At 64.6% G+C, this 14,106-nt stretch carries 12 protein-coding genes; 9 read left to right on the top strand and 3 right to left on the bottom strand.

Translation table 11 applies throughout. The features are described 5' to 3' along the window. Positions 1-6 precede the first annotated feature (6 nt). The 9 genes from ACEN8U_RS21065 (at position 7) to ACEN8U_RS21105 (ending at position 10,969) form a co-directional block, all read left to right on the top strand. A complete protein-coding gene (locus ACEN8U_RS21065; RefSeq protein WP_041745421.1) occupies positions 7-1,356 on the top strand; it encodes an MFS transporter in 1,350 nt (449 codons plus the stop codon). Between the two features lie 380 nt (positions 1,357-1,736). Further along, on the top strand, positions 1,737-4,277 hold the full coding sequence (gene nirB, locus ACEN8U_RS21070; protein ID WP_041746260.1) for a nitrite reductase large subunit NirB: 2,541 nt from the start codon (positions 1,737-1,739) through the stop codon (positions 4,275-4,277). A gap of 30 nt (positions 4,278-4,307) precedes the next feature. Continuing rightward, complete coding sequence (nirD, locus tag ACEN8U_RS21075; protein WP_013588747.1) at positions 4,308-4,655, top strand: nitrite reductase small subunit NirD; 348 nt, start codon at positions 4,308-4,310, stop codon at positions 4,653-4,655. After that, complete coding sequence (locus ACEN8U_RS21080; RefSeq protein WP_015002943.1) at positions 4,652-5,923, top strand: NAD(P)/FAD-dependent oxidoreductase; 1,272 nt, start codon at positions 4,652-4,654, stop codon at positions 5,921-5,923. The genes nirD and ACEN8U_RS21080 overlap by 4 nt, the downstream gene beginning before the upstream one ends. 13 nt (positions 5,924-5,936) lie before the next feature. Next, the gene (locus ACEN8U_RS21085; protein ID WP_015002942.1) at positions 5,937-8,738 is read left to right on the top strand and encodes a nitrate reductase; all 2,802 of its coding nucleotides are present in this window, start codon (positions 5,937-5,939) and stop codon (positions 8,736-8,738) included. 27 nt (positions 8,739-8,765) lie between these two features. Further along, the gene (locus ACEN8U_RS21090; RefSeq protein ID WP_041745419.1) at positions 8,766-8,969 is read left to right on the top strand and encodes a hypothetical protein; all 204 of its coding nucleotides are present in this window, start codon (positions 8,766-8,768) and stop codon (positions 8,967-8,969) included. Positions 8,970-9,478: 509 nt separating this feature from the next. Next, positions 9,479-9,676 carry a hypothetical protein gene (locus tag ACEN8U_RS21095; protein ID WP_041745417.1) on the top strand — a complete coding sequence of 66 codons (198 nt, stop codon included), beginning with the start codon at positions 9,479-9,481 and terminating at the stop codon, positions 9,674-9,676. Positions 9,677-9,725: 49 nt separating this feature from the next. After that, the gene (locus tag ACEN8U_RS21100; protein ID WP_013588743.1) at positions 9,726-9,893 is read left to right on the top strand and encodes a hypothetical protein; all 168 of its coding nucleotides are present in this window, start codon (positions 9,726-9,728) and stop codon (positions 9,891-9,893) included. A gap of 161 nt (positions 9,894-10,054) precedes the next feature. Then, positions 10,055-10,969 carry a LysR family transcriptional regulator gene (locus ACEN8U_RS21105; protein ID WP_015002941.1) on the top strand — a complete coding sequence of 305 codons (915 nt, stop codon included), beginning with the start codon at positions 10,055-10,057 and terminating at the stop codon, positions 10,967-10,969. 48 nt (positions 10,970-11,017) lie between these two features. Here the strand turns inward: ACEN8U_RS21105 and madM are convergent, their stop codons facing one another. The 3 genes from madM to ACEN8U_RS21120 all read right to left on the bottom strand — a co-directional run bounded on the left by madM (position 11,018) and on the right by ACEN8U_RS21120 (position 14,079). Continuing rightward, entirely contained in the window at positions 11,018-11,785 is a 768-nt protein-coding gene (gene madM, locus ACEN8U_RS21110) for a malonate transporter subunit MadM (RefSeq protein WP_041745415.1), read from the bottom strand. A gap of 14 nt (positions 11,786-11,799) precedes the next feature. Beyond that, on the bottom strand, positions 11,800-12,195 hold the full coding sequence (gene madL, locus ACEN8U_RS21115; RefSeq protein WP_015002939.1) for a malonate transporter subunit MadL: 396 nt from the start codon (positions 12,193-12,195) through the stop codon (positions 11,800-11,802). Between the two features lie 315 nt (positions 12,196-12,510). Further along, complete coding sequence (locus ACEN8U_RS21120) at positions 12,511-14,079, bottom strand: hybrid sensor histidine kinase/response regulator (RefSeq protein ID WP_015002938.1); 1,569 nt, start codon at positions 14,077-14,079, stop codon at positions 12,511-12,513. Positions 14,080-14,106: the final 27 nt, after the last annotated feature.

Here is a 14,106-nt window from a genome sequence, read left to right on the forward strand (position 1 = left end):
ACGACGATGGCAGACAAAGCAACCCGCATAGATCTCTTCAGCCTGCGAACGCCCGCCATGCGCGCATTTCATCTGACGTGGATGGCCTTCTTCGTCTGCTTCTTCGCGTGGTTCGCGTGCGCGCCGCTCATGCCGCTCATCAAGCGCGAGTTCGCTTTATCCGCGGATCAGGTGGCCAACATCAACATCGCCGCCGTGGCGGTCACGATTCTCGTGCGGCTCGTGGTCGGGCCGATGTGCGACCGCTATGGCCCGCGCAAGGTGTACTCGGGACTGCTGCTGGCAGGCGCGCTGCCGGTGCTCGGCGCTGCCGTGGCGACGGGTTACGGGAGCTTTCTGCTGTGCCGTTTGCTGATCGGCGCAGTGGGCGCGAGCTTTGTGATCACGCAGTACCACACGTCGATGATGTTCGCGCCGAACGTGGTCGGCACCGCCAACGCGACGACCGCGGGTTGGGGCAACACCGGCGCCGGCGCCGCCCAGGCGCTCATTCCGCTGCTGCTCGCCGCGATCATCGTGCTCGGCGTGGGCGAGTCGTCCGCATGGCGGGTCGCGCTTGTCGTGCCCGGGCTCGCGATGCCGGTCATGGCCGCGTTCTACTGGCGCTTCACGCAGGACTGCCCGCAAGGCAACTTCGCGGCATTGCGCGCGCAAGGCATCGCTATCGACGGCGGCAAGAAGGGCGGCTGGGCCAGCTTTCGCGCGGCCTGCGCAAACTATCGCGTCTGGATGCTGTTCATCACTTACGCAGCGTGCTTCGGCGTCGAGGTCTTCATCCACAACATCGCCGCAATCTATTACGTCGACCATTTCCAGTTGTCGCTGAAAGAGGCCGGCATGGCCGCGGGCAGCTTCGGCCTGCTCGCGTTGTTCGCGCGCGCGCTCGGCGGCTGGGTATCGGACAGAGCGGCCGCATCGCGCGGCCTCGAAGTGCGCTCCACGCTGTTGTGCGCGTTGATCGTCGGCGAAGGGCTCGGGCTCCTGTGCTTCGCGCACGCGAACAGCATCGCGGCCGCGCTCGTCGCGATGCTGGTATTCGGGCTCTTCACGCACATGGCATGCGGCGCGACGTATGCACTCGTGCCGTTCATCGACCGCAAGGCGCTCGGCGGCGTGGCGGGCATTATCGGCGCGGGCGGCAATGTCGGCGCGGTGGCTGCGGGCTTTCTGATGAAGGGCGTCGGCGGCATCCAGCAGACGCTCGCGACGCTCGGCGTGCTCGTCACGCTGTCGGCGCTCTGCGCGTTGGCCGTGCGTTTCAGCGGCGAGCACAAGGCGCGCGAAGCGGCGCTGCGCGAGCGCGCGCTCGCCAGCGCCGCCGCCCCCGCCGCTAATACGCAGGGCATGGCGAATTGAGCGGGCTCGTCGCCGTGCAGGGCGCGCTGTTGTTTGCTCGCACGCTGCACGGTGAAGGTGCTGCGTCGCACCATCATCGCGCCTTCATGCATTCGAATGCGTCAGTCAGCAGCGAATAGCAGCACGCGTCAACCCGCGCCAAACGCCCACCAGGCGGCGCATTCGCAAGGTTCGGGTCGAATGGCACGGGCTTTGCATTAAACGGGCTGCGGATCAACGGCGATCCGGCTCACCCAGCAGCACTCTGTCTCAGATCATTGGTTTTGGACAACGGCGTCCCCCGAATACAGTCGCAGCAGCGATTGCATCCGCGGGACGCTTTTTTTATTGCCGGACACATCATGTCGCAAACCGCATCGCAAATGAATGAAGCCTCTGTCATGAACGTTGTCGTCATCGGCCACGGAATGGTGGGGCACAAGCTCCTCGAATGTCTCGTCGACGACCCGAGGGCCGCGCTGCATGTCACCGTGCTGTGCGAAGAGCCGCGCCCCGCGTATGACCGCGTGCATCTGTCCGAATTCTTTTCGGGCAAGTCCGCGGACGACCTGTCGCTTGTCGCGCCGGGCTTTTTCGAGCGTGAGAATGTGCTGCTCAAGCTGAACGCGAGGGCTGTCTCGATCGACCGCCATGCGCGCACCGTCGCGCTTTCCACGGGCGAGACGCTCTCGTACGACAAGCTCGTGATCGCGACCGGTTCGTCGCCGTTCGTGCCGCCTGTGCAAGGCCGCGAGCGCCGCGATTGCTTCGTCTACCGAACTATCGAAGACCTCGAAGCCATGCAGGAATGCGGCGCGCGCTCGAAGACCGGCACGGTGGTCGGCGGCGGCCTCCTCGGTCTGGAATGCGCGAAGGCGTTGCGCGACATGGGCCTGCAGACGCATGTGGTCGAGTTCGCGCCGCGCCTGATGGCGGTGCAGGTCGACGAAGGCGGCGGCCGCGTGCTGCGCACGAAGATCGAAGCACTCGGCGTGACGGTGCATACGCAGAAAAACACCACGGCGATTGTCGACGGCGAAGCGGGCACGCACCGCATGCAGTTCGCGGACGGCACGCATCTCGACACGGACATGATCGTGTTCTCCGCGGGCATTCGTCCACGCGACGAACTCGCGCGCGCCTGCGGCCTCGAAATCGGTCCGCGCGGCGGCATCGCGATCGATGCGAACTGCCGCACGAGCGATCCGGACATCTACGCAATCGGCGAATGCGCGGCATGGAACGGCATGATCTACGGCCTCGTGGCACCGGGCTACGACATGGCGCGCGTCGCGGCGAAGCATCTGCTCGGCGACGACGCCGGCTTCGCGGGCGCCGACATGAGCACCAAACTCAAGCTGATGGGCGTGGACGTCGCCAGTATCGGCGACGCGCACGGCACGACGCCCGGCAGCCGCGCCTATCAGTTCAGCGACGAGCGCAAGCAGGTCTACAAGAAGCTCGTGGTCTCCGAATGCGGCAAGCAACTGCTCGGTGCCGTGATGATCGGCGATGCCAGCGAATACGGCACGCTGCTGCAGATGATGCTCAACGGTATCGAGCTGCCCGAGTCGCCCGAATTCCTGATCCTGCCGCAAAGCGACGGCAAGGCAAAGCCGGGCCTCGGCGTGGACGCACTGCCCGACACCGCGCAGATCTGCTCGTGCAACAACGTGTCGAAGGGCGATCTGTGCGCGGCGGTCTGCGCCGGCGCGACCGACATCGGCGCGCTCAAGTGCGCGACGAGCGCGGGCACCTCGTGCGGCGGCTGCGTGCCGCTCGTCACGCAGGTCATGAAGGCCGAGATGAAGAAGCAGGGCCTCGCCGTCAACAATCACGTGTGCGAGCATTTTGCGTATTCGCGCCAGGAGCTGTATCACATCGTGCGCGTCGAAGGCGTGCGCAGCTTCGGCGAACTGCTCGCCCGGCACGGCCACGGTCTCGGTTGCGATATCTGCAAGCCGGTGGTGGCGAGCATTCTCGCGTCGTGCTGGAACGAATTCGTGCTGAAGAAAGAGCACGCGTCGTTGCAGGACACGAACGACTACTACCTCGCGAACATCCAGCGTGACGGCACCTATTCCGTGGTGCCGCGCATGCCGGGCGGCGAGGTGACGCCCGACGGCCTGATCGCCGTCGCGCAGGTCGCGAAGAAATACGGCCTCTACACGAAGATCACCGGCGGCCAGCGCGTGGATCTGTTCGGCGCGCGTGTCGAGCAGCTGCCGCTTATCTGGGAAGAGCTGATCGCGGCGGGCTTCGAATCGGGCCATGCCTACGGCAAGTCGCTGCGCACGGTGAAGTCGTGCGTCGGCTCGACATGGTGCCGCTATGGCGTCGGCGATTCGGTCGGGCTCGCGGTCGAACTGGAAAACCGCTACAAGGGTCTGCGCACGCCGCACAAGATCAAGTTCGGCGTGTCGGGCTGCACGCGCGAATGCGCTGAAGCGCAGGGCAAGGACGTCGGTGTCATTGCGACGGAGAAGGGCTGGAATCTTTATGTGTGCGGCAACGGCGGCATGAAGCCGCGCCACGCGGAACTGATCGCGTCCGACCTCGATAAGGACACGCTCGTGCGCTATATCGACCGCTTCCTGATGTTCTATGTGCGCACCGCCGACCGCCTGCAGCGCACGAGCGTGTGGCGCGAAAGTCTGGAAGGCGGGCTGCAGTACCTGACGGACGTGGTCGTGCACGACAAGCTCGAAGTCGCCGCGGAACTCGAAGCCGACATGCAGCGCGTGATCGACACGTACGAATGCGAGTGGAAGAAGGCGGTGACGGATCCGGAAACCCGCAAGCGTTTCCGTCACTTCGTCAACAGCGACCAGGCCGACAACACCGTGGCCTTCGTTGAGGAGCGCGGGCAGATTCGCCCGGCAACACCGGAAGAGCGCCAGTCGAAGCTCGCCGCCATTCCCGTGGTAGTCGAAACCGCTTGACCTTTATCCACCTGACCTGAGGAATCCAGCATGAACAACGATCGGACTTCGGCATCCTGGCTGCCCGTGTGCGCGCTCGACGACATCATTCCGAATACGGGCGTGTGCGCGCTCGTCAACGGCGAGCAGGTGGCGGTATTTCATGTGGCGGACGGCGACGGCGGCGTGTTCGCCATCGACAACTTCGATCCGGGCTCGCGCGCGGCGGTGCTCTCGCGCGGACTGATCGGCAGCCTCGGCGAGCGCATCGTGGTCGCGTCGCCGATCTACAAGCATCATTTCGATCTGCGCACCGGCGAGTGCCTCGAAGCGCCCGAGAATTCGGTGAGCGCCTATCCGGTGCGTGTGGAAAGCGGCAAGGTGTGGGTCGCCGCATGAGACATGACATCGACGCGCGCTCGTCGGGAGGCGCATCGTTCGCCGCGCCTGCGCGCCCGCGCCTTGTCGTGATTGGCAACGGCATGGCGGGCATGCGCACCGTCGAGGAGTTGCTCAAGCTCGCGCCGGACCTGTACGAGATCACCGTGTTCGGCGCGGAGCCCTACGGCAATTACAACCGTATTCTGCTTTCACCCGTCCTGGCGGGCGAGAAGACCGTCGAGGACATCATCCTCAATACGCGCGACTGGTACGAGGAAAACGGCATTCGCCTGCATGCCGGCGACCCCGTGGTCGCGATCGACCGCCCGCGCCGCATCGTGCGCTCGCAAAGCGGCGTGGAGGTGACGTATGACCGTTTGCTGATCGCCACGGGATCTAAGCCGTTCCTGATTCCTGTGCCGGGACACGATCTGCCCGGCGTGATTGCATTTCGCGACATTCAGGATGTCGAAACGATGCTCGAGGCGGCGCGCAACCATCGTCATGCGGTGGTCATAGGCGGCGGCCTGCTGGGTCTCGAAGCGGCAAACGGGCTCATGCGTCAGGGCATGTCGGTGACGGTCGTGCACGTGACGGACAGCCTGATGGAGCGCCAGCTCGACCGCAGCGCTTCTGTGTTGCTGCAACAGGCGCTGGAGCGCAAGGGTCTGCGGTTTTTGCTGAAGGCGAACACCGCGGCAATCGTCGGGCCGGATCGCGTCACCGCCGTGCGTTTCGACGACGGCAGCGAGATCCCGGCGGATCTCGTCGTGATGACGGCCGGCGTTCGCCCGAACATCGAGCTCGCGAAACAGGCGGGACTGCATTGCGAACGGGCGATTGTCGTCGACGATACCTTGCAGACCTACGATCCGCGCGTGTATGCGGTCGGCGAATGCGTGCAGCACCGCACGGCGACCTTCGGTCTCGTCGCGCCGATCTGGGACCAGGCGCGCGTGTGCGGCGCGCATCTCGCGGGCGCCGGGCATCGCCGCTACGTGCAGCGCGCGACGGCGACGAAGCTGAAGGTGACCGGCGTCGACCTGTATTCGGCCGGCGACTTCATCGGCGGGCCGCAGAGTGAGGACCTCGTGCTGCGCGATCCGCGGCGCGGCGTCTACAAGCGCCTCGTGATCGAGGATAACCGCGTGATCGGCGCGGTGCTGTATGGCGACGTGAAGGAAGGTGCCTGGTACTTCGAACTGATCCAGAACCGGACCGATATTTCATCGCTGCGCAGCCATTTGCTGTTCGGCAAAGCCCTCTGCGAGACGCAGGCTGCCTGACCTGGAACACACCGTGAGTTTCCCCATCGCAATTTCGAACGCGTCTGGCAGCGGCAAGGCTGTCAGGACCACCTGCCCGTACTGCGGCGTCGGCTGCGGCGTGCGCGCGAGCGCGCGTCCCGACGGCGGCCATGACATTGCCGGCGACGAACGGCATCCCGCGAATTTTGGCCGCCTGTGCGTGAAAGGCTCGGCGCTCGGCGAAACCATCGGACTGGACGGACGGCTCCTGCATCCGAAGATGCGCGAGCCCGCGGGCGGCGCGTTGCGCGACGTCTCGTGGGACGAGGCACTCGATGCGGTCGCCGGCGGCTTGCGCCGGATCGTCGACGAACATGGACCGGACGCCGTCGCGCTCTATGTGTCGGGCCAGTTGCTGACCGAGGACTACTACGTCGCGAACAAGCTGATGAAAGGCTACGTCGGCAGCGCGAACATCGATACGAATTCGCGTCTATGCATGTCGTCGTCCGTAGCAGGGCACAAGCGTGCTTTCGGCGAAGACATCGTGCCGGTGTGCTACGAAGATCTCGAACTCGCCGATCTCGTCGTGCTGGTCGGTTCGAATACCGCGTGGTGTCATCCGATCCTCTTCCAGCGCATCGTCAAGATCAAGGAAGCGCGGCCCGACATGAAGGTGGTCGTGATCGACCCGCGTTACACCGCGACCTGCGAGATGGCGGATCTGCATCTGCCGCTCGGCGCGGGCACCGACGTGCGGCTCTTTAACGGGCTGCTCAGCTTTCTTGCCGAGCACGGCGCGATCGACACGCAGTTCGTCGATTCGCATACGAGCGGTTATGCAGAGGCGCTGGCGGCTGCTTCCGCTGGCGCGGCGACCGGCTTCGATCTCGTGCAGTGCGCGAAGGCGTGCAAGGTCGACCCGCACGATCTGCTCGAATTCTACCGGCTCTTTGCCCGCACCGAGCGCGTGGTCACGGTCTATTCGCAAGGCGTCAACCAGTCGAGCTCGGGCACCGACAAGGTCAACAGCATCATTAACTGCCATCTGCTGACGGGGCGTATCGGCAAGCCGGGCATGGGGCCCTTCTCGTTCACCGGACAGCCCAACGCGATGGGCGGGCGCGAGGTCGGCGGCCTCGCCAACACGCTCGCCGCGCACCTGGAGCTCGACAACGCGCGGCATCGCGAGCTGGTTCAGCAGTTCTGGGGCGCGCCCGTGGTGGCGTCGCGTGCGGGGCTCAAAGCCGTCGAACTGTTCGACGCCATCGAGCAGGGCCGCGTCAAGGCGGTCTGGATCATGGGCACGAATCCGGTGGTGAGCCTGCCCGACAGCGATCAGGCGAAGCGCGCGCTGGCGCGCTGCGAGCTCGTGGTCAGCTCCGACATCGTCGAGAGCACGGACACCAATGCGTTCGCGCATATCCTGCTGCCTGCGCTCGGCTGGGGCGAGAAGGACGGCACGGTGACGAATTCGGAGCGCAGAATTTCGCGCCAGCGCGCCTTTTTGCCGGCGCCGGGCGAGGCGCGCCCGGACTGGCAAATCATTTGCGACGTGGCGCGGCGCATGGGCTATGCAGGCTTCGGCTTCGCGAGCCAGCAGGAAATCTTCGACGAACATGCGCGGCTCAGCGCATGGCGCAACGAAGACAGCGAGGCCGCCGCGCAATCGGGCGAGGGACATAGCGGCGGCGTCCATCGTGCGTTCAATCTCGCCGGGCTGGTCGGTCTCGGCAGCGACGGCTACGCGTCCCTGCAGCCTGTGCAGTGGCCCGTGCGTGCGAGCGCCGGCGCAGCCGCGCCGGGCACCGCGCGTCTTTTCGACGACCGCCGTTTCAGTCACGCGGACGGCCGCGCAAGGTTCATCGCCACGCCGCCGCGCGCGCCGGCCCATGCGCCCGATGACGACTATCCGCTCACGCTGAACACCGGCCGCGTGCGCGACCAGTGGCATACGATGACCCGCACGGGCAAATCGGAAAAACTCGCGGGCCATGTGACCGAAGCATTCGTCGACATGCACCCGCAGGACGCGTTGCTGTGCGGCGTGCGCGAAGGCGACCTCGCGCGCGTGTCGAGCCGCTGGGGCGCGATGGTGGCGCGCGTGCAATACGGCGGCGGCATGCCGCGCGGCAGCGTGTTCGTGCCGATTCACTGGAACGACCAGGTTGCGTCCGACGCGCGCGTGGGCGCCGTGGTGAATCCGGTGGTCGATCCGGTTTCTGGCGAGCCCGAGTTCAAGCACACGCCGGTGCGGATCGACAAGTTTCATGTCGCGTGGCATGGCTTTTCGCTGAGCCGGCGCGTGCCGCGGCTCGACGGCGTGACCTACTGGACGCGCGTGCAGGGCAAGCAGTGCGTGCGCTACGAGCTTGCCGGCCGCACTACGCTCGGCGAGCGCGGTGAACGGGGCGCCTGGGCGCGCGCGCTCTTCGGCGTCGACGACGCGCAGGCGGACTGGCTCGAATACGAGGACCGCGCGGCGGGCATTTATCGCGCGGTGCATCTGGTCGACGATCGTATCGAGAACTGCGTGTTTCTTTCGGCACGTCCCGAGCTGCCCGCGCGCGAATGGCTCGCGAGCCTCTTTGCGAAGGACAGGCTCGACGAAGCGGACCGCATCGGCGTGCTGTCCGGCCAGCCGATCGGCAAGGGCGCCGATACGGGGCCGACGGTCTGTTCGTGTTTCGGCGTGGGGCGCAACACGATTTGCACGGCGATTCGCGACCAGGGCCTCAAGACCGCTGCCGAGATCACCGCGTGTTTGAAGGCGGGCGGCAACTGCGGTTCGTGTGTGCCGGAGTTGAAGAAGCTTCTGATCGATACGGAGCTCGCGCGGCTAAACGCGGCCTGAGCGTCGCTGACGAGGAACCTTGCCGTGATGACGAAGAAACTGCAAACCCTGCTGCGCGCGATCGGTCCAGGCCGCGGGTTCAACGACGAGCGCGAGGCCGGCATCGCCCTGGCGGCTGCTGAAACCGAGGGCGCCGTGCAACAACGGCATGCAGCCAATCCACGACCGGCTCGCCTGCGTGGCCCGTGGCGCCCCGCGCGTTCACGCCGGCGCGGCGCGGCGGCCAGATAACGCGCAACGGTATACCGCGAAGTAACGAGGGCGGCAAATCAGCCTGTCCAGAGAAAATGTAATACCGGTGTCATGCGAATATGCCAGCTAATTGCCGGTCATAAAAACGTATAATAAATGGCGGTTGCATAAATGCGAATTAATCAGCGATTAATAAATTCACACATAAATCGCTGCTGCATATTTAAACACCGTGATTCCGCAAGCTAATGAGTCGGGACCCATCGAGCGCGCTTTTCCTCATAGGTAATGGGCGGCTCTCGCCCCAGACACGGTGCGTTCGCGAGGCGCATATGATATGTTTAATCCGCATCTATCGCGCCTGCGCGCCAATGCATTTATTCATTCGCCGTAATCGGACTTTTTCAGTTTACAATTAACACTCCGAGGCGTCGCGGCCCCGATAATCAAAATGAAGCGGAAACAATTGCTGGTCTTTACCCGTTTGCGGGTATCGGGCGGTAATTCGTGCTTCCGTGTGGACGAATAAAACACTGTGAGAGACAACTATGCTAAGCCCAAAGGAGTTCGCCACCCTCATGCTCGTCAAGGCGGCTCCGGATCAGATCGATATGTGTCGCGAGGAGCTCGACACATTGCTTGAACGCCAGCTCGTCGCACTCGAAGAACTCGCTTCCGGACACCAGCGCCTGCATGTCACCGGCGCAGGGCATTCAATGCTCAACGCGGTGGCGCGCAAACGCTAAGCCGCGAACCTGTCATCGTTGCATCGAAATATTGACGAGAAAGGTAGCCATGGACGAAGAACTGGTAAGCGTCGTGATGGGTCTCGCCGTCCTCGTGATCGGCATTATCTTCGCGGTCGGCCACTATCGGCGGGAATATCGCCGCAGGCAATTGCTGCGTCAACTGGACCTGACACCTGTCTGGCATTGGCAGCGCCATCAGCATCATCGCCACTGAGGCGGCGTAGCCGGCGCAATTTGGCCAAGTCGGCGCACGCGAGCGAGCGTCGGAGAAGCGGCGCACGGGCTGCCTCGCCCCCGGGCGTCGGGGATTAACGCTATTTGCCGCGGGCGCGCACGAGCTGATAATGAAGGGTTCCGACCGTTCCCCAGCTCCCCATGCGCGACCGAATCGACGACGAAATTACCTTCCGCAAGCTGGAAGTGCTGCTCGCCTTCATGCAGACCGGCAGCCTCGCCAAGGCGGCCGAGGTGCTGAACGTGAGCACGGTGAGCGTGCACCGCGCGCTGCATTCGCTCGAACAGGGCGTGCGCTGCGCATTGTTTCGCCATGAAGGCCGCAATCTCAGGTCGACCGACGCCGCGCAAATGCTCGCGGACGTCGCCGGAGAAGTCCTCACGCTCATGTCCGACGGCATTCGCGCGACGCGCGAAGCGGCGGGCTATTCGTCGGACCGGCTGAAAATCGGCTCGCTGTATTCGCTCACCATCAGGACCGTGCCTGGCATTGTCGTCGACATCAAGGTGCGGCGGCCCACGCTTCAGGTGGAACTCGTGCTCGGTCCGAACGCCGAATTGATCGAGAAGCTGAAGCAGGGCGCAATCGACGCCGCGCTGATGGCGTTGCCCGATGCCGAGCCCGAGATCGAATCCATTCCGCTTTTCGAAGACGACATCTTCTTCGCGGCGCCCGCGAATTCGCCGTACGCCAACCTGGAAGCCGTCGACCTGCGCGACTGCCGCGACGAAACCTTCGTCTCGCTCGGCGAGGGCTTTGCGACCTATCACGGCTTTCAGGAGGCGTTTCGCGTCGCGGACTTCACGCCCAACGTGACCATGCGAGTCGGCGACATCTACTCGCTGATGAACCTCGTGAGCGCAGGCGTCGGCTACACCTTGTTGCCGGGCCGCGTGTGCGGCGTGTTCGGCGACAAGGTGCAGTTCATCCCGCTCAAACCGCATTACATGATGCGCCAGACCATCGGCGTCAGCTTCCTGAGGGCGCGCGAGCGCGACCCGAACCTGCTTGCGCTCATGGCCGTGTGCCGCCTGCGCACTCGCGACGAGAGGTGAGCCCGTTGCGCCGCGAGCGGCACGGTACGCGAGCCGCTTGCTGGCGGCTCAGGCGCCTACCAGCGCGCGCGTCGTGAAGAACAGCAGCGAAGGTCCGAGCAGGCAGCCCACGCCCGTGTGAAACGTGGCGATCAACGCACCGTACGGAACGAGCCGCCGGTCGGTGGCGGCGAGTCCCGCGCTCACACCGCTGACGGTGCCCGCGAGGCCGCCGAAAATCATCGCCGAGCGCGGCGTCTTCAGGCCCATGAAATTCGCTGCGAGCGGCGTGCCGATCATCACGATGATCGCCTTGATGAGACCGGTCGCAATGCTGAGCGCGATGACGTCGGAACTCGCGCCGATCGCAGCACCCGTCACCGGACCGACAATGTAGGTGACCGCGCCCGCGCCGATGGTCGTCATGCTGACCGCATCGGTATAGCCGAACGCGTGAGCGACGCTCGCGCCGACGATAAACGGCAGCACCGTGCCGAGCAGCAGCGAGACCACACCGATAAGGCCCGCCTTGCGCGCTTCGGTGGCCTGCACCTCGAAGGCCGTCGCGACGATCGCGAAGTCGCGCAGCATGGCGCCGCCCATCAGTCCGACGCCGGCAAAGAGCGGCAGGTCGGCCAAGCCTTTTTGACCCGCGGTGAAGGCGCCGCCCAGATAGGCGAGCACGAGGCCGATCAGAATGGCGATCGCCGAGCCGTGCACGCGGCCGAACGTGAGCTTGCGCGAGATCAGCGACGAGACCCACATGATGAGTCCCACGAGCGCAAACGCGGTGACGAGGCCGTTCTGTATCAGTACTTTGTCGAGCATAGGGATCATGGCGGGCTCCTCGTTCAGATCTCTTCGGGTTGCGGGGCGTTGATGAACGATGTGCTGTCGCGGCCGGTGCGCGACAGTACCGCGATGCAGCCGGCACATAAGGCCACGGCGCCCAATGCCGACAGCAGCGCGACCGGTCCGCCCTTGAGCGCGGCGACGACGTTCTGGTTGGCCGCCATCGCCACGACGACGGGGATGTACATGGCGCCCCAGAAGCCCACGCCGGCTTCCGTTTCCTTCGGCAGCAGTCCTTTGCCGTGCAGATAGAGGCGCAGGAAGATCAGCAGCAGCATCGCGATACCGACGCCCCCGACGTTGGTCTTCACGCCGATCGCGGCTCCGAGCAGATCGCCCAGAAAGAGTCCCGCAAGGTGGCAGAAAGCGAGCAGCGCAGTTCCGTAGATGATCATCTCGTGTCTCCTGTCGACCGTCGTCGACGCTTGCTTTAGTGTCTTACCCGGCTTTCACGCGAGGTGCTGCTGACGGGCTGTATCGGCCTCTGGCGAGGCGGCGTTGTGCGGACAAGGCAGCATTCGCGAATACCGGACGCCACTTTGTCCACGACAGCGTGACTCTAGAGGAAACGGGGAAGGGGCTTCAATCACCTTCGGCAAGCGTTTGTTATCGTCAAGCTAACGATTCGCAGCGCGAAGCGGGCAAAGCCATGTGGGGCGGGGCGCGCGGGCGGGGCGGCGGGACTTAGGGGTTTTCCCTCGCGGCCGGGCTCATTGCGCGGATATCCGCTCGATCGCGCTCAGCAGCGCGTCGACGTCGACCGGTTTCACGAGGTAGGCATCGAAGTCGGTCGGCCGCGTGGCGGCATCCTTGTCCGGCGACCAGCCGGTGAGCGCGATCAGCGCGACGTTCGAGCCGTGGTTCTCGCGGATGCGCCGCGCGACTTCTCTTCCGTCTATATCGGGCAAGCCCAGGTCGAGAATCACCGCTTCGGGAACGAAGTCGTCCACTGCGCGCAGCGCGTCGAGCCCACTCGTTGCCATGCGTACTGTGTGTCCTTCCACCTCGAGCAAGGTACTGAGACTGGAAGCCGCGCCCTCATTGTCATCGACGACCAGCACACAGCGCGAAGTCCAGCACGGCGCGCGAGACTGGTTAGTTGGCTCCCCTAACGGTTGCGGAGGGTCACGCAAGGCGGGCAAGCGGACTTCGAACGTGCTCCCCTGGCCAGGTCCGGAACTGTGAACCGTTACGCGCCCCTGATGCAGTTCGACCAGCGCGCGCACGAGCGCGAGTCCCACCCCGAGGCCTCCCACGAGGCGCCCGCGTCCCGAGGGCGCCTGGGCAAACATGTCGAAGATGGTCGGCAAGTCTTCTGCGGGAATGCCGATACCGTTGTCGCGTACCGTGATCACCGCTTCGTTGCCTTGCCGCGAGACCGCGAGCCAGATCTTGCCGCCGGGAGGCGTGTAGCGAAGCGCATTGTTGAGCAGATTCTGCGTGATCTGCGCGAGCCGCACCCGGTCGGCGTGAACGTAAATGTGCTCGGTCGGAATGCGGGTCTCCACTTCATGCGACGCGCCACACTCGAAATGCCGCGCCCGCGTACTTTCAATCACCTCATGCATGATCGCACCGATTTCCACAGGCGCTTTCTTGACTTCGATCTTTCCTTCGGCGATTCGCGATGCGTCGAGCAGGTCGTCCGTCAGCCGCGACGCCTGCGCCAACTGTCGGGCCAGCAGTTCGACCGGTACATCCTTGCCCGTATCCCCGGATGGCTGCCGTTGCAAAAGCGCGATGGCCGTACTCATTGCGCCAAGCGGATTGCGCAACTCGTGAGCGAGCATCGCGAGAAATTCGTCTTTGCGACGATCCGCCGCCCTGAGCGCGAGTTCCGCGGCTTCTCTTGCCTTCAGCGATTCTTCGAGCCGCCTGCGCGCGACGACGAGTTCGCGCTCGTACTTGTGGCGGTCGCTCATGATCATGCAGGCAAACTCGTCCAGTTCCGAACCCGCACGATTGACGCGAGAGATGTTGACGAGCATGGGAACGACAAGCCCGTGCGTGTTGCGCAGATCGAGCTTGATTTCGGCGACGGACCGTTGCATCTGCAAAAGCGGCATCACGTGGGTCTGCAGAAAGATCTTGCCGCCGACGGTGAGCAGGTCCTGAAAGCTGCGGGTCTCGACCAGCTCCGGTGTAGACAAGCCCAGCCATCCGCAGAAGGTTCGATTCACATGGACGATCTTGCCGCCCGCCGCTGCAACGAGCAGGCCGCAGGGAGCCCGGTCGTACGCGGCCGCAGCGTTCCATGGCGCGGCGCCGGGCTGTTGCATGCCCTAGAGTCCGGTCTCGTGAAGAAA

The sequence above is a fragment of the Paraburkholderia phenoliruptrix genome (genome assembly GCF_047325075.1).
GTDB classification, from domain to species: domain Bacteria; phylum Pseudomonadota; class Gammaproteobacteria; order Burkholderiales; family Burkholderiaceae; genus Paraburkholderia; species Paraburkholderia phenoliruptrix.